Annotated in this window: 26 protein-coding genes; 15 read left to right on the top strand and 11 right to left on the bottom strand. The window is 67.4% G+C overall.

The genetic code is table 11. The features are described from left to right. Positions 1-154 precede the first annotated feature (154 nt). The 6 genes from AC1VNX_RS12995 (at position 155) to AC1VNX_RS12970 (ending at position 5,115) form a co-directional block, all read left to right on the top strand. The gene (locus AC1VNX_RS12995; protein WP_483157053.1) at positions 155-1,381 is read left to right on the top strand and encodes an MFS transporter; all 1,227 of its coding nucleotides are present in this window, start codon (positions 155-157) and stop codon (positions 1,379-1,381) included. 35 nt (positions 1,382-1,416) lie between these two features. After that, positions 1,417-1,557: a hypothetical protein gene (locus AC1VNX_RS12990; protein ID WP_258354007.1), complete on the top strand. Its 141-nt coding sequence runs from the start codon at positions 1,417-1,419 to the stop codon at positions 1,555-1,557. A 13-nt stretch (positions 1,558-1,570) separates the two neighbouring features. Then, a complete protein-coding gene (locus AC1VNX_RS12985; protein ID WP_483157052.1) occupies positions 1,571-2,140 on the top strand; it encodes a class I SAM-dependent methyltransferase in 570 nt (189 codons plus the stop codon). Between the two features lie 78 nt (positions 2,141-2,218). Further along, positions 2,219-3,109: a 4-hydroxy-tetrahydrodipicolinate synthase gene (dapA, locus tag AC1VNX_RS12980; protein WP_301509027.1), complete on the top strand. Its 891-nt coding sequence runs from the start codon at positions 2,219-2,221 to the stop codon at positions 3,107-3,109. A 144-nt stretch (positions 3,110-3,253) separates the two neighbouring features. Beyond that, positions 3,254-4,333, top strand: a complete 1,080-nt coding sequence (bamC, locus tag AC1VNX_RS12975; protein ID WP_483157051.1) for an outer membrane protein assembly factor BamC — start codon at positions 3,254-3,256, stop codon at positions 4,331-4,333. A gap of 5 nt (positions 4,334-4,338) precedes the next feature. Continuing rightward, complete coding sequence (locus tag AC1VNX_RS12970) at positions 4,339-5,115, top strand: MBL fold metallo-hydrolase (RefSeq protein ID WP_483157050.1); 777 nt, start codon at positions 4,339-4,341, stop codon at positions 5,113-5,115. Positions 5,116-5,211: 96 nt separating this feature from the next. Here AC1VNX_RS12970 and AC1VNX_RS12965 read toward each other — a convergent pair whose 3' ends face one another. The 3 genes from AC1VNX_RS12965 to AC1VNX_RS12955 form a co-directional block, all read right to left on the bottom strand. Then, the gene (locus AC1VNX_RS12965; protein WP_483157049.1) at positions 5,212-5,484 is read right to left on the bottom strand and encodes a hypothetical protein; all 273 of its coding nucleotides are present in this window, start codon (positions 5,482-5,484) and stop codon (positions 5,212-5,214) included. A 94-nt stretch (positions 5,485-5,578) separates the two neighbouring features. After that, positions 5,579-6,082, bottom strand: a complete 504-nt coding sequence (locus AC1VNX_RS12960; RefSeq protein WP_483157048.1) for a hypothetical protein — start codon at positions 6,080-6,082, stop codon at positions 5,579-5,581. Beyond that, entirely contained in the window at positions 6,072-7,214 is a 1,143-nt protein-coding gene (locus tag AC1VNX_RS12955; RefSeq protein WP_483157047.1) for a JmjC domain-containing protein, read from the bottom strand. Before AC1VNX_RS12955 ends, AC1VNX_RS12960 begins: the two co-directional genes overlap by 11 nt. A 14-nt stretch (positions 7,215-7,228) precedes the next feature. Between AC1VNX_RS12955 and AC1VNX_RS12950 the strand changes: the two genes are divergently transcribed. Further along, the gene (locus tag AC1VNX_RS12950) at positions 7,229-7,753 is read left to right on the top strand and encodes an FKBP-type peptidyl-prolyl cis-trans isomerase (RefSeq protein ID WP_483157046.1); all 525 of its coding nucleotides are present in this window, start codon (positions 7,229-7,231) and stop codon (positions 7,751-7,753) included. A gap of 78 nt (positions 7,754-7,831) precedes the next feature. Here AC1VNX_RS12950 and AC1VNX_RS12945 read toward each other — a convergent pair whose 3' ends face one another. The 4 genes from AC1VNX_RS12945 to coaBC all read right to left on the bottom strand — a co-directional run bounded on the left by AC1VNX_RS12945 (position 7,832) and on the right by coaBC (position 10,661). Then, the gene (locus AC1VNX_RS12945; RefSeq protein WP_483157045.1) at positions 7,832-8,332 is read right to left on the bottom strand and encodes an outer membrane lipoprotein; all 501 of its coding nucleotides are present in this window, start codon (positions 8,330-8,332) and stop codon (positions 7,832-7,834) included. A 194-nt stretch (positions 8,333-8,526) separates the two neighbouring features. Beyond that, positions 8,527-8,973 carry a dUTP diphosphatase gene (gene dut, locus AC1VNX_RS12940; protein ID WP_019655978.1) on the bottom strand — a complete coding sequence of 149 codons (447 nt, stop codon included), beginning with the start codon at positions 8,971-8,973 and terminating at the stop codon, positions 8,527-8,529. After that, positions 8,974-9,438 carry a hypothetical protein gene (locus AC1VNX_RS12935; protein WP_483157044.1) on the bottom strand — a complete coding sequence of 155 codons (465 nt, stop codon included), beginning with the start codon at positions 9,436-9,438 and terminating at the stop codon, positions 8,974-8,976. Then, the gene (coaBC, locus tag AC1VNX_RS12930; RefSeq protein WP_483157043.1) at positions 9,438-10,661 is read right to left on the bottom strand and encodes a bifunctional phosphopantothenoylcysteine decarboxylase/phosphopantothenate--cysteine ligase CoaBC; all 1,224 of its coding nucleotides are present in this window, start codon (positions 10,659-10,661) and stop codon (positions 9,438-9,440) included. Before coaBC ends, AC1VNX_RS12935 begins: the two co-directional genes overlap by 1 nt. Positions 10,662-10,838: 177 nt before the next feature. Here coaBC and AC1VNX_RS12925 point away from each other — a divergent pair, with 177 nt between their 5' ends. The 7 genes from AC1VNX_RS12925 to AC1VNX_RS12895 all read left to right on the top strand — a co-directional run bounded on the left by AC1VNX_RS12925 (position 10,839) and on the right by AC1VNX_RS12895 (position 16,877). Then, the gene (locus AC1VNX_RS12925) at positions 10,839-12,521 is read left to right on the top strand and encodes a CTP synthase (protein ID WP_432726243.1); all 1,683 of its coding nucleotides are present in this window, start codon (positions 10,839-10,841) and stop codon (positions 12,519-12,521) included. Further along, entirely contained in the window at positions 12,518-12,808 is a 291-nt protein-coding gene (locus AC1VNX_RS12920; RefSeq protein WP_483157042.1) for a DUF1330 domain-containing protein, read from the top strand. Before AC1VNX_RS12925 ends, AC1VNX_RS12920 begins: the two co-directional genes overlap by 4 nt. Positions 12,809-12,863: 55 nt before the next feature. Then, positions 12,864-14,147 carry a phosphopyruvate hydratase gene (gene eno, locus AC1VNX_RS12915; RefSeq protein ID WP_093203187.1) on the top strand — a complete coding sequence of 428 codons (1,284 nt, stop codon included), beginning with the start codon at positions 12,864-12,866 and terminating at the stop codon, positions 14,145-14,147. Between the two features lie 19 nt (positions 14,148-14,166). Then, positions 14,167-14,445, top strand: a complete 279-nt coding sequence (gene ftsB / locus AC1VNX_RS12910) for a cell division protein FtsB (RefSeq protein WP_483157041.1) — start codon at positions 14,167-14,169, stop codon at positions 14,443-14,445. 135 nt (positions 14,446-14,580) lie between these two features. Next, positions 14,581-15,210, top strand: coding sequence for a nicotinamide riboside transporter PnuC (gene pnuC, locus AC1VNX_RS12905; protein ID WP_483161942.1), 630 nt, complete (start codon positions 14,581-14,583; stop codon positions 15,208-15,210). Then, positions 15,207-15,878, top strand: a complete 672-nt coding sequence (locus AC1VNX_RS12900; protein WP_483157040.1) for an AAA family ATPase — start codon at positions 15,207-15,209, stop codon at positions 15,876-15,878. Before pnuC ends, AC1VNX_RS12900 begins: the two co-directional genes overlap by 4 nt. Before the next feature lie 30 nt (positions 15,879-15,908). Then, a complete protein-coding gene (locus AC1VNX_RS12895; protein ID WP_483157039.1) occupies positions 15,909-16,877 on the top strand; it encodes a hypothetical protein in 969 nt (322 codons plus the stop codon). A gap of 39 nt (positions 16,878-16,916) precedes the next feature. On the opposite strand, the gene hslO is transcribed toward AC1VNX_RS12895, so the two are convergent. After that, positions 16,917-17,915 carry an Hsp33 family molecular chaperone HslO gene (gene hslO / locus AC1VNX_RS12890; protein WP_483157038.1) on the bottom strand — a complete coding sequence of 333 codons (999 nt, stop codon included), beginning with the start codon at positions 17,913-17,915 and terminating at the stop codon, positions 16,917-16,919. 39 nt (positions 17,916-17,954) lie between these two features. Continuing rightward, complete coding sequence (locus tag AC1VNX_RS12885) at positions 17,955-18,479, bottom strand: gamma carbonic anhydrase family protein (RefSeq protein ID WP_093203221.1); 525 nt, start codon at positions 18,477-18,479, stop codon at positions 17,955-17,957. Positions 18,480-18,519: 40 nt separating this feature from the next. Between AC1VNX_RS12885 and AC1VNX_RS12880 the strand changes: the two genes are divergently transcribed. Then, a complete protein-coding gene (locus AC1VNX_RS12880) occupies positions 18,520-19,344 on the top strand; it encodes a ferritin-like domain-containing protein (protein ID WP_483157037.1) in 825 nt (274 codons plus the stop codon). A 34-nt stretch (positions 19,345-19,378) separates the two neighbouring features. On the opposite strand, the gene AC1VNX_RS12875 is transcribed toward AC1VNX_RS12880, so the two are convergent. Then, positions 19,379-19,825, bottom strand: coding sequence for a MaoC family dehydratase (locus tag AC1VNX_RS12875; RefSeq protein ID WP_301509044.1), 447 nt, complete (start codon positions 19,823-19,825; stop codon positions 19,379-19,381). Positions 19,826-19,875: 50 nt separating this feature from the next. Next, positions 19,876-21,009, bottom strand: coding sequence for a thiolase family protein (locus AC1VNX_RS12870; protein WP_483157036.1), 1,134 nt, complete (start codon positions 21,007-21,009; stop codon positions 19,876-19,878). Positions 21,010-21,093 lie beyond the last annotated feature (84 nt).

Genomic DNA, 21,093 nt, shown 5'->3' with positions numbered 1-21,093 from the left:
GGGCGGATTGTAGTCAGTCGCTGCCCAAACAACTGGATGCCCATACAGGCCGGGCTTTGATGCCCTTCGCGCATCGAAAGCCACCCGATAAATCATCAATGGCTTTGGCCACCGCGCCACCTGCCGAAGCAGGCGAATAGTTACATTCGAAGTCATGCAATCTCCAGCCGCCCCCGCCCTATCGGTCAAGCAAGTCCTCATCTGCGGGGCGATGATCGTCACGCTGTCGATGGGCATACGCCACGGCTTCGGCCTGTGGCTGCAGCCGATCACGCAGGCGCAGGACTGGAGCCGGCAGACCTTCTCCTTCGCGCTGGCTATCCAGAATCTCTCGTGGGGCATCTTCGGCGTGTTCGCGGGCATGCTGGCCGACAGGTTCGGCGCGTTCCGGGTGCTGATCGGCGGGTCGCTTCTCTATGCGCTGGGGCTCTTCGGCATGGCGCATTCGCCGACGCCGCTGCTCTTCACGCTGAGCGCGGGCATCCTGATCGGCGCGGCGCAGGCGGGCTCCACCTACGCGGTGATCTACGGCGTGATCGGGCGGCAGATTCCGGCCGAGCGGCGCTCCTGGGCCATGGGCGTGGCGGCGGCGGCGGGCTCGTTCGGGCAGTTCCTGATGGCGCCCATCGAGGGCCGGCTGATCGGCCACCTGGGCTGGCAGACGGCGCTGGCCGTGGTGGCGGTGCTGGCGCTGGTGATCGTTCCCCTGGCCTTCGGGCTGCGCGAGCCGAAGACGGCGGCGCTGGCCGGCCACCGTGAGCAATCGGTGATGCAGGCGGTGGGCGAGGCCTTCCGCTACCCGAGCTTCGGGCTGCTGATGGCGGGCTACTTCGTCTGCGGCTTCCAGCTGGCCTTCATCGGCATCCACATGCCGACCTACCTGCGCGATCGCAGCCTGCCGGCCGAAGTGGCGGGCTATGCGCTGGCGCTGATCGGGCTGTTCAACGTGTTCGGCACCTACACGGTGGGGCTGCTGGGGCAGAAGCTGGCCAAGCGGAAGATCCTGGCGGCCATCTACTTCGCGCGGGCGGTGTCGATCGCGCTCTTCCTGATGGCGCCGATCTCGCCGATGAGCGTGTATGTCTTCTCGGCGGCGATGGGCTTCCTCTGGCTTTCCACGGTGCCGGCCACCAATGCCATCGTGGCGGGCATCTTCGGCGTGGCGCATCTCTCGATGCTCAGCGGCTTCGTGTTCCTGAGCCACCAGGTCGGCTCCTTCCTGGGCGTGTGGCTCGGCGGCTACCTGTACGACACCACGGGCAGCTACGACATCGTCTGGTACATCGCGATCGCGCTGGGCGTGTTCGCGGCGGTGGTCAACCTGCCGGTGAAGGAAAGCGCGATCTCGCGCGGTCCCCAGCCCGTGGGCGCGGCGGGCTGATCTCTGCCCGGCTGATTTGCGTGTAAAACAGGACCATGACTCCGCAGATGCGACATCACATCGTCCACGCCGGCTGGCTGGCTGCCGCGCTGGCGGTGTTGGGCGGGGTGTTCGCGCTGTACGTGCATCCGGACTTCCTCGTGACGCTGGTCGACCAGATCTGGTCCTGCTTCTGAGTTGCGGATTGCTATGAAAGAAATAGCGCCAGTGCACGGCCTGGGTGCCCCTTCCGAATGGATCGTCCGCTGGTCGCACCTGCTGGCGCCCGGCGCTTGCGTTCTCGACGTGGCCTGCGGTGGCGGGCGGCACATGCGGTGGTTCGCCGGGCGCGGGCATGCCGTCACTGGCGTCGACCGTTCGCCCGAAGCCGTGGCGACAGCCGGCGCCTTCGGCCAGGTCGTCGAGGCGGACATCGAATCGGGCCCCTGGCCCTTTTCCGGCCAGACCTTTGGTGCCGTGATCGTCACCAACTACCTCTGGCGTCCGCGCATGGCCGACATCGTGGGTGCCGTGGCACCGGGCGGCGTGCTGCTCTACGAGACCTTCGCCGCGGGCAACGAAGCCGTCGGCAAGCCTTCGCGGCCCGACTTCCTGCTGCAGCCGGGCGAACTGCTGGCCGCCTGCGCCGGGTTGCGCGTGGTGGCCTACGAGGACGGCTTCATCGCGCAGCCGGAGCGCTTCGTGCAGCGCATCGCCGCCGTCCGACCGGCGATGGCTGATTCCGGCCAGCCGGCGCGCCACTTCCTTAAGGGAAACTAGGGGGCCCGGGACGGCTGTCTGGCGGGGCGCCGGAGTAAGTAGAATCGGCGCTTTCGTCTACCGACAAAGAGATTCCCCTTGGAGCAACTGACAGGCAGCATCGTCGCACTCGTCACGCCGATGCACGACGACGGCAGTGTCGACTACCCCGCCCTGCGGCGGCTCATCGACTGGCACATCGAAGAAGGCACCGACTGCCTGGGCGTGGTCGGCACCACCGGCGAATCGCCTACGGTCGATGTCGAGGAGCACTGCGAAATCATCCGCGTCTCGGTCGAACAGGCCAAGGGCCGCGTCCCCGTGATGGCCGGCTGCGGCGCGAACTCCACCAAGGAAGCCATCGAGCTCGCCAAGTTCGCCAAGGGCGTGGGCGCCGATTCGCAGCTGCAGGTAGTGCCCTACTACAACAAGCCCACCCAAGAGGGCCAGTACCAGCACTTCAAGGCCATCGCGGAGGCCGTGGGCGACCTGCCCATCGTGCTGTACAACGTGCCCGGGCGCACCGTCGCCGATATGGCGCACGACACCGTGCTGCGCCTGGCCCAGGTGCCCGGCATCATCGGCATCAAGGAAGCCACCGGCAACATCGAGCGGGCCCAGTGGCTCATCCGCGAAGTGCCGAAGAACTTCGCCGTCTACTCCGGCGACGACCCGACAGCGGTCGCGCTCATGCTCTGCGGCGGCCAGGGCAACATCAGCGTCACGGCCAACGTCGCGCCGCGCAAGATGCACGAGCTGTGCGTCGCCGCGCTGGCTGGCGACGTGAAGCGCGCCATGCAGATCCAGTTCGAGCTCATGCCGCTGCATCGCAACCTGTTCGTCGAGCCCAATCCGATTCCGCTGAAGTGGGCCATGGCCCGGCTCGGCCTGTGTGGCGGCGCGCTGCGCCTGCCGCTCACCGAACTCGGCGAAGCGAGCCGTCCCGCGGTCGAAGGCGCCCTGCGCGCCACCGGCCTGCTGAAGGGTTGAACGCCTCTTTTCCGCACGTCCCGGACCTGCCTTTCCCCTGGCCGCAGCAAGGTTAAGCAACCTTTTGCCCGAACCGCGCTCAGAGATGGCGGCGGGCACTGCGGCCCCTAGATTGACCGAACCATTCCAACAAGGAAGACGACGTTGAAGAACCTTTCGCGACTTGCACTGCTGGCCCTCGTTGCCAGCCTCGCCGCCTGCTCCGTCCTCGAGAGCGACAAGATCGACTACAAGAGCGCAGGCAAGGCCCCGACGCTCGAAGTCCCACCCGATCTCTCCCAGCTTTCGCGCGACAACCGCTACGCCATCCCCGGCGGCGCCGTGACGGCCAATTCGTACCAGGCAGGCATCGCCAACGCCCCCGGCATCCCCACCGCCGTGACCAACATCGGCGACGTGCGCATGGAGCGCTCGGGCACGCAGCGCTGGATCGTCGTCAACCGCACGCCCGACCAGCTCTGGGACCCGGTGAAGGACTTCTGGCAGGAAAGCGGCTTCCTGCTGACCACCGACCAGCGCAACCTGGGCATCATGGAAACCGACTGGGCCGAGAACCGCGCCAAGCTGCCGCAGGACATCATCCGCGGCACGCTGGGCAAGCTGGTCGACTCGGTCTACTCCACCGGTGAACTCGACCGCTTCCGCACCCGCCTGGAGCGCACACCGACCGGCACCGAGATCTTCATCAGCCATCGCGGCATGCAGGAGGTCTACAACAACTCCCGCCAGGACCAGACCGTGTGGCAGCCCCGCCCCAGCGATCCTGAGCTCGAGACCGAATTCCTGCGCCGCCTGATGGTGAAGCTCGGCGTGTCGCAGGAGCAGTCGAAGATCCTGGCCGCGACCACCGCGACGCCCAAGACCGCCACCATCGCCAAGGTCGGCAACCAGCCGGTCGTGCAGATCAGCGAAGGCTTCGACCGCGCATGGCGCCGCGTCGGCCTGGCGCTCGACCGCACCGGCTTCACCGTGGAAGACCGCGACCGCAGCGCCGGCGTGTACTTCGTGCGCTACGTGCCGCCGAACCCCGACAAGAAGGAGCCCGGCTTCTTCGGCAAGCTGTTCGGTGGCTCGAGCAAGACCGAAGCGCCCGCGAAGTTCCGCATCTCGGTCAAGAGCCAGGGCGAATCGACCACGGTGTCGGTGCTCAACGAAGCCGGCGCGCCCGAAACCTCGGTCAACGCCGAGCGCATCGTCAAGGTCATCGCCGACGACCTGAGATAACCCGCATGCTCCGCTTCCGAAGCCTCGGCAGCGGCAGCACGGGCAACGCCGCGCTGGTCGAGACGACCAGCGCCGGCCGCACCTCCCGCCTTCTCGTCGACTGCGGCTTCGGCCTCAAGCAGCTCGACCTGCGCCTGGCCCAGGCAGGCCTTGCAGCCAGCGACATCGACGCGGTCTTCGTGACCCACGAGCACGGCGACCACATCGGCTGTGCCCACACGCTGTCGCGGCGCAACCGCATTCCCGTCTGGATGAGCGAAGGCACCTGGCTCGCCACCGGCGGGCGCGACTTCGAGGGCCTTTTGAACATTGCGCGCGACGACGCCGAATTCACGGTTGGCGACATCTGCGTGCAGCCCTTCACCGTTCCGCACGACGCGCGCGAACCGCTGCAGCTGCGCTGTACCGACGGCAATCGCACGCTGGGCGTGCTGACCGACCTGGGCCACGCCACGGCCCACGTGCTGGCCCGGCTCGTCGGCGTGCATTCGTTGCTGCTGGAGTTCAACCACGACAGCGAACTGCTCGCGAACTCGAGCTACCCGCCCTTCCTGAAGCACCGCGTGGGCGGCAACTACGGGCACCTGTCGAACACCGCCGCGGCCGAGATCGCACGCGCGCTTCTGCACGACGGGCTGCGACACGTGGTCGCGGCGCACCTGAGCGAGCAGAACAACCGGCCCGAGATCGTGCGCCGCCTCATGGCCGAGGCGCTGGGTGGCAACGAGGCGGAGATGCTGACGGCCACGGCTGCCGGAGGCTCGCCCTGGCTCGACGTCTGAGCGCGAACGTCAGCACTCTCACCGACGTGCTCACGCTCTCCTAAGAAAAAAGCCGCCTCATGGCGGCTTTTTGATTGGCTGATGCAACGCTGCTGCTTACTGCTTCGGCGCTTCATTCTTCTTCGCTGCCTCGGTGGCTGCGTTCGCCGCATCGAGCGCGGACTGTGCATTCGGAGCCGGCGTTGCAGACGACGAAGACGATGCGGCCGGATCGGTAGCAGGCGCGGGGGTCGGAGCAGGTGCGGGTTCAGTCACGGGCGCAGGAGGCGGCGTCACGACAGCCGGCGCTGCATCCTCCTTCTTCCCGCAGGCGACGAGCGCGGCAGCGGCAATCAGCGAGGCGATCAGGACGGACGATGACTTCTTCATGGAAACTCCTTTGGCAATGAAGAGCTGGAACGAAAAAATTCTAGACCTGCATATCCGCCCGAATATGTCTCGCGGCCGCATTCGCGGCATTGGCTTACAAGCCGAGCGTCGATGCCGCAAACGCGGGCCGGCCCATGCGCCAGCACTCGTCGATGGCCTCGCGCAATTCGCGGCGCGCGCGCGAATCGGCGCCGCTCACGCCCCTGCTGCGTTCGGGGTCGATGCGGTGCACGAACCATGTGGGCGTCCAGATGGCGCTGGGCACTTCGCAGCCCGCGGCCTTGCCGGTGGCGCGGCATTCGATGATGTGGTCCCACAGGCGTCGCCACGGCACGAAGCGCGCGTGGCCACGTTCGAGAACGTCGAAGCGTTGCGCGAGCAGCATCAGGCGGCGGCCGCTCGCGGCCCAGGCCTGCAGCGCCTCGATGGTCGCGCGCTCGCCCAGGGGCCAGTCGGCGAAGTCGGGGTCGCTGAAGACGATTTCCTTCCAGCCTTCGCGCGCCGCGGCCGAGAGCGCGTTGCGCAGCAGCGCATCGAAGGCTTCGCGACCGTCGAAGCGCCCTTCGGGCAGCGATGGACCTTGCGCCTCATCCGGCATGAAGCCACCCTGCCTCGCACCACTCGCCGAGCAATGCAAGAGCACCTTCGCTGGCGCGCGCGAGTTCGCGCGGACCGAGTTCGCGCCGGTCGGCCAGCTTGCGCATCAGCGTCGCATCAGCTCCGCCTGCTCTGAAGCTCTCGCCGTTGATGTAGATGTGCCGTGCGTCGTAGAGCATGCGCGTGCGGCGGTCGAGCTTCACATGCTGCATGGCATCGGGCGCCTCGCCGCCTTCACCGAACCAGACGTTGGCCTTGGGCTCGGTGAGCGACTCGCCCAGTGCGCGGTCGACGGCATCGGCATCGCGCAGCGCGGCCTCGATGGCCTTGCGCGCGAAGCCCTGCAGGGCCGCTGGCATCGCGGCGGGCGCATCGACGGCGGGCTGCGTCGGATCGCGGTAGCGCGCGAGCTCGGTGGGGCCCGCGCCTTCCAGGTCTTCCGCATAGGCCTGCGCCATGCGCGCCAGCAGGTCTGCACCCAGCTCGCCCAGGGCCGACGAGCGCAGGCCGATGGAATACGTCATGCAGTCGTCGCCCACGGCCACGCCGTCGTGGGCGTAGCGCGGCGGCAGGTAGAGCATGTCGCCGGGCTCGAGCACGAAGGTCTGCTCGGGCTCGAAGTTCTCCAGAATCTTGAGCGGCAGGCCCTGCTGCAGCCGCAGATCGCTCTGCTTGCCGATGGACCAGCGCCGGCGCCCCTGCGCCTGCAGCAGGAACACGTCGTAGCTGTCGAAATGCGCGCCGACGCCGCCGGTGTCGCTCGCGTAGCTGATCATCAGGTCGTCGAGGCGCGCATCGGGCAGGAAGCGGAACTGCCGCATCAGCTGGTGCACGCCCTCGTGGTGCAGGTCGACGCCCTGCACCAGCAGCGTCCAGGCCGGCTGCTTCAGCGACGGCAAGGCGCGCCGGGCCAGGGGGCCGTGCTTGAGCGACCAGCCGGCCTTGCCGTGGCGGATCAGGCGCGATTCGACATCCTCGCGCTCGGCCAAGGCGAACAACTCGGCACGCGCTATTGGTGGCACCATCGCGGGTATCGCCTGGCGAACGAGCAAGGGCTTCTTCTGCCAATGCCGCCGCATGAACTGCGCGGCACTCAGGCCGCCCAGCAAGGGCAGCGGTTGGTTAATCTCCATGGGAGAATTCTGCAATGGAAATCTCTGAACAATGCGTGGTCGGCCTGACCTGGACGATGAAAGACACGCTCGGCGACGTGCTGGACGTGCTCGACGAGCCGGTGGAATTCATGGTCGGCGGCGACGATCTCTTCGACGTGATCGAAGCGGCCCTGCAGGGCCATGAGCCCGGCGCCCGGGTGCAGTTGCAGATCGAACCCGAACAGGGCTTCGGCGACTTCAACGATCAGTTGCTCTTCCTGGAGCCGCGCTCGCTCTTTCCCGAGGGCACCGAAGAAGGCATGACTTTCGACGGCTCCGCCCTGCCCAAGGGCGTGAACGGCGCCATTCCTAAGGACGCGATCTACACCGTGGCCGAAATCTATCCCGACCACCTGGTGCTCGATGGCAACCATCCGCTGGCGGGCATTGCGATCCGGCTCGACATCACGGTGCGCTCGGTGCGCGAGGCCACGGAGGAAGAAGTGGGCCGCGGCACGGCGGGCACGGGCTTCTTCAAGGTCGCGCCGATGGCGCCGGGCAACCAGACGCTGCACTGATGCGCTGAACCCGGCCTGCAGGCGAACATGAAAAAGCCGGGCATTGCCCGGCTTTTTCACGTCTGGAAGAACGGCCGCTTACATGCGCGAGATCTGGCCGTTGTCGATGCGCACGCGGTCGCCGATGCGCAGGTCGCCGGGGCTCTGCACGTCGAAGGCGCGGTAGCCGCCCCGGTCGGTCTGCACCGACACCCGGTAGATTTCATAGGCGCGCGGGCCGTTCTGCTGCGCCTCGATGGTGTTGCCCAGCAGGGCCCCGCCCACGATGCCCAGCGCGGTGGCTGCGGCACGGCCGTTGCCGCGGCCGAACTGGTTGCCCACCACGCCGCCGATCACACCGCCGGCGACGGCGCCGCCGCCCGTGGTGCCGGTGCCGGCGGTTTCGCTGCGCAGCACCTCGATGTTGGCCACGTGGCCGTATTCGACGTAGGAGGCTTCACGGTACTGGATTGCTTGCGGAGGCGCCTGGTACGGATAGCGCGAGGTCTGGTAGACCGGCGCCGGTGCCACGCACGCCGTGAGCGTGGCGATGGCCAGCACGGAAGCGGTGACGGAAACAAAGCGCATTGAGATCTTCATGTTGGGAGGCTCCTCGGATAGAACGGTGCTTGCATCATGGATGCATACACCCTGCGTGTGCCTGACTAACGCCGCAGCAACCGCCGCGATGACGCAATTCACACACTGAAACCTTCGAGGCCGCGCGGCCTGCGCAGGTTCCGTTCTTTACCGCCCGGAAACCCCGTGGGCCCTTCGCGCCCTTCAAGATCCGCTCAATGTTTGCCGGTGGAGCCGTAGCCGCCCTCGCCGCGTTGCGTGGGTGCAAATTCTGTGACCACACGAAACTGCGCCTGCACCACGGGCACGATCACCAGCTGGGCCAGCCGCTCCATCGGATTCAGCACGAAGGGCGTGTCGCTGCGGTTCCAGGCGCTGATCTTCAGCTCACCCTGGTAGTCGCTGTCGATCAGGCCGACGAGGTTGCCCAGCACGATGCCGTGCTTGTGGCCCAGCCCCGAGCGCGGAAGGATCAGCGCCGCATAGGCCGGGTCGGCCAGATGGATGGCGATGCCGGTGCCCACCAGCTGCCAGCCGTTGGGCTCCAGCGTGATGGGGGCATCGAGGCAGGCTCGCAGGTCGAGGCCGGCGCTTCCGGGGGTGGCGTATGCGGGAAGTTGATCCACCATGCGCGGATCGAGGATGCGGACGTCGACTTTCACTTAGTTGTTGCCTTGCTTCTGTTGCTGTTCTCTTTGCTTGCGGGCCGCCTCTTCCAGCACCTGCTGCCACTTGGCGACGCCGGGGGTGAGCTTCACGCCCTTCAATTTCTTGCCGAACCAGGCGGCCAGCGCCGCGAGCACGAGCAGCACGCCGAACGGCACGCCCGCTGCCCACAGCACGAGGAACACCAGCGCGCCGCCGACGCTCAGCACCTTGAGCAGCGCCGGATCGAAGGAGCCCGACGCCTTCCTGGGCACTTCGCCGTTGGGAAGCTCGGGGCGCTGCATCGCGGCGGTGACGGGGCCTTGCCCCTGCCCTTGCGGGCTGGGGATCGGCGTCATGCCGACATCGAGCCCATGCTCACCGAGCGCGGCCGTTCGCTTGGGCAGCGCCGCCTGCGCGGACAGCCTCTCGACGTAGCGGGCGAAGTCGCCATTCGGCGGTGTGTTCCATTGGGGATTCATCAGACCCTCCAGTCGGCAAGACGCGCCGCGATCTCGGTCATGAGCTCGCGCGCCAGCGTGAGCTTGGGTGCGCGCGGGAGCTCGCGCGCGCCATTGGCGTCCACCAGCAGCAGCGCGTTGTCGTCCTGGCCGAAGGTCAGCGGGCCGATGTTGCCCACCAGCAGCGGGATGCCCTTGCGCTCGCGCTTGGCCTTGGCGTGCTCGGCGAGGTTCTCGCTCTCGGCGGCGAAGCCCACGCAGTAGAGCTTCTTCGACTGGGCCCGCTCGCTCTTCGCGACGGTGAGAAGGATGTCCGGGTTCTCGGTGAAGTTCAGCACCGGCGTCCTGCCGCTGCCGTCCTTCTTGATCTTCTGGTTGCTCTGGGTGGCCGGGCGCCAGTCGGCAACGGCTGCTGTAGCTACGAAAATGCTAGCACTCTGGGCTGCGCGGGTGGTCGCTTCGAGCATGTCCTGCGCCGAGAGCACGTCGACGCGGGTCACGCCGCGCGGGGTGGGCAGGTGCACCGGACCGGCCACCAGCGTGACATCGGCGCCCGCCTCGCGGGCCGCGCGGGCAATGGCAAAGCCCATCTTGCCGGACGAATGGTTGGTGATGCCGCGGATCGGGTCCAGCGCCTCGAAGGTCGGCCCGGCCGTGACCAGCACCTTCTGCCCCGCCAGCAGCTTGGGACTGAAGAAAGCCGTGATGTCCTCGAGCAGCTGCGCGGGTTCGAGCATGCGCCCGTCGCCGGTTTCGCCGCAGGCCTGCCAGCCGTTGCCCACGCCCAGCACGGTCGCGCCGTCGGCCGAGACCTGCATCAGGTTGCGCTGGGTGGCCGGGTGCCCCCACATCTCGCGGTTCATGGCCGGGGCGATCAGCAGCGGAACGCGGTCCACCGGGCGGGCCAGGCACATCAGGCTCAGCAGGTCGTCGGATCGGCCCTGCACCAGCCGGGCGATGAAGTCGGCACTGCAGGGCGCCAGCACGATCGCGTCGGCCTCGCGGCTCAGGTTGATGTGCGGCATGTTGTTGGGCTCGCGCGCGTCCCACTGCGAGGTGTAGACGGTACGCCCCGAGAGCGCCTGCATGGTCACGGGCGTGATGAACTGCTCCGCCGCCTCGGTCATCACGACCTGGACGGTCGCGCCCGCCTTGACGAACAGCCGGCACAGCTCGGCCGACTTGTAGCAGGCGATGCCGCCCGTGAGACCGAGAACGATGTGTTTGCCGGCGAGATCTTGCATATCGCCGGAGTGTAATGACCCTCAGCTCGCACACGGGGCCGCCGCGCACGGCCGCCCGAAGCGGCCGGCCCGCCCCCGGTAGGGGGAAGGAGAAGCGCGCGCAGCGCGCGGAGCCTGGGGGGGAGCCATATACAATCGCAATTTCCCACTGCCCGGATTGCAAAGTCCGGAACTGGCATGACCAAATTTGTCTTCGTCACCGGTGGTGTCGTTTCTTCCCTTGGCAAGGGAATCGCCTCCGCCTCGCTCGCCGCGATCCTCGAATCGCGCGGCCTCCAAGTCACCCTCATCAAGCTCGATCCGTACATCAATGTCGACCCCGGCACGATGTCGCCCTTCCAGCATGGGGAAGTGTTCGTCACCGACGACGGCGCCGAGACCGACCTCGACCTCGGCCACTACGAGCGCTTCATCAACACGCGGATGCGCAAGGCCAACAACTTCACGACCGGCCAGATCTACAAGACCGTGCTCGAGAAGGAACGCCGCGGCGACTACCTCGGCAAGACGGTGCAGGTGATCCCGCACATCACCAACGAGATCCAGGAATACATCAAGCGCGGCGCCGGCATCGGCACGGCGCACGAGGTGGACGTGGCCATCGTCGAGATCGGCGGCACCGTGGGCGACATCGAGTCGCTGCCCTTCCTGGAAGCCGTTCGCCAGATGAGCCTGCGCATGGGCCCGAACAACTCGGCCTTCGTGCATCTGAGCTACGTGCCCTGGATCGCCGCCGCCGGCGAGCTCAAGACCAAGCCCACGCAGCACACCGCGCAGAAGCTGCGCGAAATCGGCATCCAGGCCGACGCCCTGCTGTGCCGGGCCGACCGCCCGATTCCCGACGACGAGCGCGCCAAGATCTCGCTGTTCTCGAACGTGCCCGAATGGGGCGTGATCTCCATGTGGGACGTGGACACCATCTACAAGGTGCCCCGCATGCTGCACGAGCAAGGCCTGGACGGCCTGATCTGCGACAAGCTGCGCATCAACACCCCGCCCGCCAAGCTGCAGCGCTGGGACGAGCTGGTCTACGAGGTCGAGCATCCGCAGAAGGAAGTCTCGATCGCCATGGTCGGCAAGTACGTCGACCTGTCGGACAGCTACAAGTCGCTCAACGAGGCGCTGCGCCACGCCGGCATGAAGAACCATGCCCGCGTGAAGATCGACTACATCGACTCCGAGACCATCTCGCCGCAGGACGTCTCGCGCCTGGCCAAGTACGACGCCATCCTGGTGCCCGGCGGCTTCGGCCAGCGCGGGGTGGAAGGCAAGATCTCGGCCGCCCGCTTCGCCCGCGAAGGCAAGGTGCCCTACCTCGGCATCTGCCTGGGCATGCAGGTCGCCACCATCGAGTACGCCCGCCACGTGGCCGGCCTGAAGAACGCCAACAGCACCGAGTTCGACCCCGAGACGCCCACCCCCGTGATCGCGCTGATCACCGAGTGGAAGGACCGCGACGGCACGGTGAAGACGCGCGACGAAAAGTCCGACCTCGGCGGCACCATGCGCCTGGGCGCGCAGAGCTCCGACGTGTCTCCCGGCACGCTGGCCCACAGCATCTACGGCGACGTGGTCACCGAGCGCCACCGCCACCGCTATGAAGCCAACGTGAACTACCTCGACGAGCTGCGCAACGCCGGCCTCGTGATCTCCGCGCTCACGCAACGCGAGCACCTGACCGAGATCGTCGAGCTGCCGCAGAACGTGCACCCGTGGTTCATGGGCGTGCAGTTCCACCCCGAGTTCAAGTCGACCCCGTGGGGCGGCCATCCGCTGTTCAACGCCTTCATCAAGGCGGCGCTCGAACACAAGGAAAAGGGTGCGGGCAGCACCAACAAGGCACTGAAGGCGGTCGCATGAGCAATGGATACGTCATCGCCCACGTCGAGGTGACCAACCCGACGCAGTACGAGGAATACAAGAAGTGGTCGAGCGCCGCCATGCAGGCGCACGGCGCCGAGGTGTGCGTGCGCGGCGGCCAGGTGCAGCCGCTGGAGGGCGACTGGAAGCCCACGCGCGTCGTCATCCTCAAGTTCGCCAGTTTCGAGAAGGCCAAGGCCTTCTACGACACGCCCGAATACCTCAAGGCCCGCGAAGCGCGTGCCGGCGCCGCGATCATGAACATGATCGCCGTCGAGGGCCTCTGAGCCCCCTGCCCCATTTATTCATCCGCCAAAGAGAACCGAAAGAGAAAGACAAAAGATGAGTGCAATCGTTGACATCGTCGGCCGCGAAATTCTCGACAGCCGAGGCAACCCCACCGTCGAGTGCGACGTGCTGCTCGAATCGGGCACCATGGGCCGCGCTGCCGTGCCCTCGGGCGCGTCGACCGGTTCGCGCGAAGCCATCGAGCTGCGCGACGGCGACAAGAGCCGCTATCTCGGCAAGGGCGTGCTGAAGGCCGTCGAGAACATCAACACCGAGATCTCGGAAGCCGTGCTCGGCCTGGACGCCAGCGAACAGGCCTTCCTGGACCGCACGATGATCGACCTCGACGGCACCGACAACAAGGGCCGCCTGGGCGCCAACGCCACTCTCGCCGTGTCGATGGCCGTGGCCCGCGCCGCTGCGGAAGAGTCGGGCCTGCCGCTGTACCGTTACTTCGGCGGCATGGGCGGCATGCAGCTGCCGGTGCCGATGATGAACGTCATCAACGGCGGCGCGCACGCCAACAACAGCCTCGACCTGCAGGAATTCATGATCATTCCCGTGGGCGCCAAGAGCTTCCGCGAGGCCGTGCGCTACGGCGCCGAAGTGTTCCATGCGCTGAAGAAGATCCTGGGCGACCGCGGCATCAGCACGGCGGTGGGCGACGAAGGCGGCTTCGCTCCCAGCGTCGAAAGCCATGAAGCGGCCATCCAGCTGATCCTGGAAGCCATCGACAAGGCCGGCTACACCGCCGGCGAACAGATCGCCCTGGGCCTGGATTGCGCGGCCAGCGAGTTCTACAAGGACGGCAAGTACGTGCTGTCGGGCGAGAATCTCTCGCTCACGTCCGAAAGCTGGACCGACATGCTCGCGACCTGGGTCGACAAGTACCCGATCATCAGCATCGAAGACGGCATGCACGAAGGCGACTGGGACGGCTGGAAGCACCTGACCGAACGCCTGGGCAAGCGCGTGCAGCTGGTGGGCGACGACCTGTTCGTCACCAACACCAAGATCCTGCAGGAAGGCATCGAGAAGGGCATCGCCAACTCGATCCTGATCAAGATCAACCAGATCGGCACGCTGACCGAGACCTTCGCCGCCATCGAGATGGCCAAGCGCGCAGGCTACACCGCCGTGATCTCGCACCGCTCGGGCGAAACCGAAGACAGCACCATCGCCGACATCGCCGTGGGCACCAACGCCGGCCAGATCAAGACCGGCTCGCTGTCGCGTTCGGACCGCATCGCCAAGTACAACCAGCTGCTGCGCATCGAAGAAGACCTCGGCGACATTGCCGTCTACCCGGGCCGCGGCGCGTTCTACAACCTGAAGTAACACCTGGACGCCACGCGGCATGCGCGCCCGCTTCGTTCCTCCGATCGTCCTGCTGCTCCTGCTGGCCATCCTCCAGTGGCAGCTGTGGAACGGGCGCGGCAGCGTGCGCGACGTGGCCCAGCTGCGCACCAAGCTGGCCGACCAGAAGGAAGCCAATGCCAAGGCCACGCTGAACAACGAGCGCCTGGCCTCGGAGGTCAACGACCTCAAGGACGGCCTCGAGATGGTCGAGGAGCGTGCGCGGGCGGAACTCGGCATGGTCAAGCCCAACGAAGTGTTCGTGCAGATCGCTCATTAGGATGCCCCCCAGTCTTCGCGCACTTCGTGTCGCTTCGCCAACCCCCTTCCAGGGGGCGACACCAGCGGCCCGGCAAAGCCGGTTCCGCGGTGTCCCACGAACAGACTGCGACGGTGCCCTCCGGGGGCAAATCTGATCCCGGAGCTTCTCTCGGCCCCGGCATTCCTGCTCTGGGGCTCTCCCGTCAGCTGGCTCGAACTCGTCGCCGCCGTGCTCGCGCTCGCCATGGTCGGCTGCAACATGCGCGAGATCCACTGGGGATGGCCGCTGGCCATCGCCAGCTCGCTGCTCTACGTGGCGGTGTTCGCCAAGGCTCGCATCTACGGCGACGCCTCGCTCCAGGTCTTCTTCGCGCTGGTCGCCCTCTGGGGCTGGACGCAGTGGCTTCGCGGCCACCGCGCCGACGGCAGTGCGCTGCACGTCAGCCGCCTTTCGTCGCGCGGCATCGCGCTCACACTGCTCGCCTGCGCTCTGGCATGGCCGGCTGTCGCCCTCTTCCTGCGCCGCTTCACCGACACCGACGTGCCCTGGTGGGATGGTTTCGCCACCGGGCTGAGCCTGGTCGGGCAGTTCCTGCTCGGGCGCAAGTTCATCGAGAACTGGCTGATCTGGCTGGCGGTGAACATCGTCAGCGTGGGCCTCTTCATCCACAAAGGCCTGTGGCTCACCGTGGGCCTTTACACGGTGTTCGCCGTGCTCAGCGTGGCCGGCTACCTCGCCTGGCGCCAGCGCATGCCCGCGGCCGCCAGGGCAGCGCACGCATGACGCCCGTGCTGCCGACCGGCTGCGTCATCGCCCTCGTGGGCGCCGAGAGCACCGGCAAGACCGAACTGGCCCGCGCCATCGCGCAGCGCCTGCAGGACCGCGACGTTCCGACGACCTTGGTGAGCGAATACCTGCGCGAATGGTGCGAGCGCGAGGGCCGCACGCCGCGCCCCGACGAGCAGCAGGCCATCGCCGACGAGCAGACCCGCCGCATCGCGCTCGCGGCCGCCACCGGCGTGGTGGTGGCCGACACCACCGCGCTCATGACCGCCGTCTACAGCGAGCAGCTCTTCGCCGACACCTCGATCTACGACAGCGCGCTGGCGGCCCAGCGGCGCTACGCCATCACGCTGCTGACCGCACTCGACCTGCCCTGGGTGGCCGACGACATGCGCGACGGCCCGCATGCGCAGCAGCCGACCGACACGCTGGTGCGCGCCGCGCTCGCGGGCGCGAAGCTCTCGTATGCCGTGGTGCACGGCAGCGGCGGCGAGCGGCTGGCCAACGCATGGAACGCCATCGTCTCCATCGCGGGCAACGAGGGCCGGCCGCGCACGCGCGCCAGGTCCGACGCGAAACCCGCCTCCTGGTCGTGGCCTTGCGAGAAATGCTCCGACCCGGAATGCGAACATAGGCTCTTCAGCGATCTCATCGCGCGCCGCGAGTAGCGCGCAGCACCCTTTCCTACCGGAGACCCGATGCCCTTTTCGACCGTCGCGCGCATCGCGCTTCTTCCTGCCGCCCTGCTGCTGTCCGCCATTGGCCCGGCCCACGCGGCGCCCATCGCGGCCACCGTAGAGAACGGAACCACCACCACCGCCTGCGCCGAGGAAGACAACGTCTCGCTGACCCTGCGCGGCGAAGGCATCCGCCGCATGCGCATCGAGGCGCTGCAGCCCGACTACCTCGACAAGATCGGCAACGACGTCACCGCGCCCGACTTCTCGGGCTGCAACTTCGACGGCGGCGAGCATCCCACCGACCCAGCCTACCGCTTTCGCAAGCGCACCGTGGTGCTGATGGACAACGCCCAGTGGCGCATCGTCGGCATGACCCTGCCGAGCTTCTGGCGCCCGCAGCGCGTACCCGTGCAGGTGGGCAAGCGCAAGGACAGCGGCTTTCATCTGCTGCAGGTGTTCAGGAAAGAAAACGGCAAGGCGCTCGAAGCCATCGTGCTCTATCCGTCCGACGGCTACTGGCGCCTCAAGCCGCTGCCCGAGGCGCGCTTCGGCGACGGCGTGTACGGCTCCTCGTTCCTGCTCGGTCCGGTCGAGGCAGCCGCGCGGCCGGTGGTGAACATCGCGTCGATCCGCATCGTGCCCCGGCCGCTGGCGATCAACGTGCGCTTCACCAACGGCGGCAGCGCTGCCGTGCGGGTGGACGAAATCAGCCGCGTGCGCACCGCGCTCGACGTGACGCTGTCCAAGCCCACCGCGAGCGCCCAGCCCTTCGCGGTGCTGCGCTCGATGTACGTCACGCCCGACAACGCCGACGTGAGCGAGGTGCGCTGGCAGGCGTCGCCCCAGGCGGCGCAGCAGGTGCTGCCGCTGCCAGAGGTGAAGAGCCTGCAGGCCACGCAGGTGCGCTTCGGGCGCAGCCTGCCTTCGAAGCACAACACGAGCGCGCCGGATATCTCGTTCGGTGGCTTCGACGACGCCCCCCGATGACATCCGGCGGCCCGGCGGCCGCCTGCAGCCTTCAGGCCTTTACTGCACGACCGGGCTGCCCGGAACGCGGTCGCCCACCGGCGTGAACAGCTGCGCTGCATCCACCGCGTCGAAGCGGTACTGCTTGCCGCAGAAGTCGCAGCCCACCTCGATGTCGCCGCGCTCGGCGAGGATGCTCTCGGCCTCTTCCACGCCGAGGCCGCGGATCATCTGCGCCACGCGCTCGCGGCCGCAGGTGCATGCGAAGTGCGGGCCGAGCAGGCCGGCTTGCGGCTCGAAGCGCAGCAGCTTCTCTTCCCAGAACAGGCGGCGCAGGATGGTCTCGACGTCGAGCGTGAGCAGCTCGTCGCGCGTCAGGCTCGACGCGAGGATCGAGATGCGGTTGTAGTCCTCGTTGCGGCCGATCTGGTCTTCGTTGGCCTGGTCGTGGTCCTTGTCGGACGTGCCTTCGAGATTGCCCTCGCCCTTCACCGGCAGGCGCTGGATCAGGAGGCCGGCGGCAACCTTGTCGTCGGCGGCCAGCACCAGCGTGGTGTCGAGCTGCTCGCTTTGCAGCATGTAGTGCTGCAGCACGTCGCTGAGCTTGCCGAGCTTTTCGCCGTTGTCGCCGAAGAGCGGTACGACACCCTGGTAGGGGGTGGCGCCCGGCAGCTTGTCCTTGGGATCGAGCGTGATCGCGCAGCGGCCCTTGTTGTTCACGTTGACCATGTCGGGCAGGTGCGCGTCAGCCGGCAGCTCGCCCATCACCTTGGCGGTGGCGCGCAGGCTCAGGTCGGGCTTGGCCTCGGCCACAGCCACCTTGACGGGGCCATCGCCGAAGATCTGCAGGATCAGCGCACCGTTGAACTTGATGTTGGCCTGCATCAACGTGGCCGCGGCCGTCATCTCGCCGAGCAGTTCGGCCACGGGCGGCGGGTAGGCGCCGGTGGAGGTGTTGGAGGCGCGCCGAGCGAGGATCTCCTGCCAGGCATCCGTCAGGCGCACGATCATGCCGCGCACAGGCAGGCCATCGAACAGGAATTTGTGCAGCTCGCTCAAAACGTCTTCTTTCTGTGTGTATGCCTGCGACCGATGCGGTCAGGCGATCTTCTTGAGGCCCTTGGCGAAGCGCCGCGCATTGGCCACGTAATTCTCCGCACCTTGGCGCAGCTTGGCGGCCGCCTCGTCGTCGAGGGTGCGAACCACCTTGGCGGGCGAGCCCATGATGAGCGAGTTGTCGGGAAACTCCTTGCCCTCGGTCACCACGCTGCCGGCACCAACGATCGAATTGCGGCCGATCCTCGCGTTATTCAAGACCACCGCCTGGATGCCGATCAGCGTGTTGTCGCCTATGGTGCAGCCGTGCAGCATCACCTGGTGACCCACCGTCACGTTGTCGCCGACGGTCAGGGGACAGCCGATGTCGGCGTGCAGCACCGACAGGTCCTGGATGTTGCTGTTGCGCCCGATGCTCAGCGTCTCGGTGTCGCCGCGCAGCACCGCGCCGAACCACACGTTGGCGTTGTCCGCCAGCCTGACGTTGCCCATCACCTCCGCGCTGTCGGCCACCCATGCACCTTCGCCCACCTGGGGTGCCACACCGTCGAGTTCGTAGAGCGCCATTGTTCCGGTCCCTGCAAGGTCAAAACCTAGAATTGTAGGGATGCACCCCCGATTGAGCGCGCTGGCCGCGCTTCGCCTTACAGATCCCGACGAAAAGGTGGCCGCCACCCGTGCCATCCGCGCCACCTCTGCGGACGGCGCTACCGATTCCATAGCAGCCGAAACCATCCGCACCGCGGGAGACGATCTCGGCGTACCGGGCCGCCCCGAGCGCCCGCTGCGCGTGGCCGCCACGGCCGTGCAGAAACGCTCGCCCTTCACCACCGAGGGACGCGCGGCGCTGATCCATTCGATCTGCCACATCGAGTTCAACGCGATCAACCTCGCGCTCGACGCCATGTGGCGCTACGACGGCATGCCCGAGGCCTACTACCGCGACTGGCTGCGCGTGGCCCACGAAGAAGCGCTGCACTTCACGCTGCTGCACGCGCACCTGCAGGACATGGGCTGGCGCTATGGCGACTTCCCCGGCCACGACGGCCTGTGGAACATGTGCGAGAAGACCAAGGACGACGTGCTCGCCCGCATGGCGCTGGTGCCGCGCACGCTGGAGGCGCGCGGGCTCGACGCCACGCCGCTCATCCAGGGCAAGCTCAAGCGCGTGAACACGCCCGATGCGCTGCGCGCGGTGGAGATCCTCGACATCATCCTGCGCGACGAGGTGGGCCACGTGGCCATCGGCAACCACTGGTATCGCTGGCTGTGCGAGCGAGCGGGCATCGACCCGGAAGCTGCCTACCCCGGGCTCGTGGCGCGCTACGACGCGCCTCGCCACAAGCCGCCCTTCAACCTCGAGGCGCGCGGACGGGCGGGCTTCAGCGCGGAAGAACTGCGCCAGCTCTCGCAGACACAGGACAAGGCCTGAGGCCGCGGCCTTCGGCCTTGTTCTCTTCTTCGGCTCAGGCCGGACGGGCCTGCACCACCAGCTTGGGCGTGAAGTGCTGCAGCACGTCGCCATTCTGGTTGAGCGTCTGGCAGCGCATCGCCACCATCGCGCGACCGGGCTTGGAGCGCGAGGGCACGATGTCGATGATTTCGCTCTCCACGTGCAGCACGTCACCGGGACGTGTCGGCTTGGGCCATTGCAGCTCGCCGCCCGAGCCGATGATGCCGTCGGCCAGCGGGATGCCGCTTTCGACCAGCAGCTTCATCGTGAGCGCGGCCGTGTGCCAGCCGCTCGCGGCGAGGCCACCGAAGAAGGTGCTCTTGGCGGCCTCTTCGTCAGTGTGAAAAGGCTGCGGATCGAACTGCTGCGCGAAGGCCTTGATCTGCGCCGCGTCGAGCGCGTGCTCGGCGCTTCGAAAACGGTCGCCGACCTTCAGGTCCTCGAGATACAGCTTGGCCATGGGGTCTCCTTTGTTGTGGGTGGCGATCGTCATTCTCGGGCGGCCGGCGTTCAGACGCGCTCGAGGATCGTCGCGATCCCCTGCCCTCCACCGATGCACTGCGTGGCCAGCGCGTAGCGGCCGTTCTCGCGCGCCAGCAGCGAGGCCGCCTTGCCGGTGATGCGCGCACCGGTCGCGCCCAGCGGATGGCCGATGGACAGGCCGCCGCCGTCGAGGTTGATCTTCGCCGGGTCGAGCCCGAGGTCGCGGATGCAGGCCAGCGCCTGCGAGGAAAAGGCTTCGTTGATCTCGATCACGTCGAGGTCGGCTGCACTCAGGCCCGCACGGGCCAGCGCCTTGCGCGTGGCGGGAATGGGGCCGATGCCCATGATCGCCGGGTCGACGCCCACGGTCGCGAACGAGCGGATGCGCGCCAGCGCCTTCAGGCCGTGCTTCGCCGCGAACTCGTCGCTGGTGACCAGCACCGCCGCCGCGCCATCGGTCAGCGGCGAGGATGTGCCAGCCGTCACCAGGCCATCGGGGCGGAACGCGGGCTTGAGGTTCGCCAGCGCTTCGGCGGAAGTGGTCGGGCGGATGCAGCCATCGGCATCGACGACATCGCCCGAAGCCAGGCGCACCGGCACGATCTCGCCCGCGAGCCGCCCCTGCGCGCGCGCCTCGGCCGCCTTGCAGTGCGACTCCACCGCGAAGGCCTCCTGGTCGGCGCGGCTCACGTTCCAGCGCTGCGCGACGTTCTCGGCGGTCTCGCCCATCGAGATGTACGCATCGGTGTTCTCCTTGAGCTCAGGGCTCGGCGAGAAGTTGAAGCCGCCCTGCGGCACCATCGTCATCGACTCCACGCCCACGCAGAGAAAGGCCTCGCCCATGCCCGCCTCGATCTGCGCGGCGGCGATATGCACGGCCTGCATCGACGAGCCGCAGAAGCGGTTCACCGTCATGCCGCCCACTTCGTGCGGAAGGCCAGCCAGCAGCCCGACGATGCGCGCGAGGTTGTTGCCCTGCGAGGCCTCGGGGTAGGCGCAGCCGAGAATCACGTCTTCGAGCAATGCGGGATCGAGGTCGGTGCGCTGCAGCAGGCCGCGCACCACGCCGGCGGCGAGCGTGTCGGGCCGCACCTCGGCGAGCGCGCCTTTCTTCGCGAAGTGGAACGGGGAACGGGCGTAGGCGGAAATGACGGCTTTCATGACATGGACTCCAGCAGATTTGACTACCATCCAATCGGTAGGCTTCAAGGTCGAAAAATAAGCACGCCGAAGCGTGCCTGCGCG

This window comes from Variovorax sp. TLI9-5A, assembly GCF_056867935.1.
The sequence above is the reverse complement of the archived record's forward strand: the minus strand, read 5'-3'. Positions and strand labels throughout refer to the sequence as shown.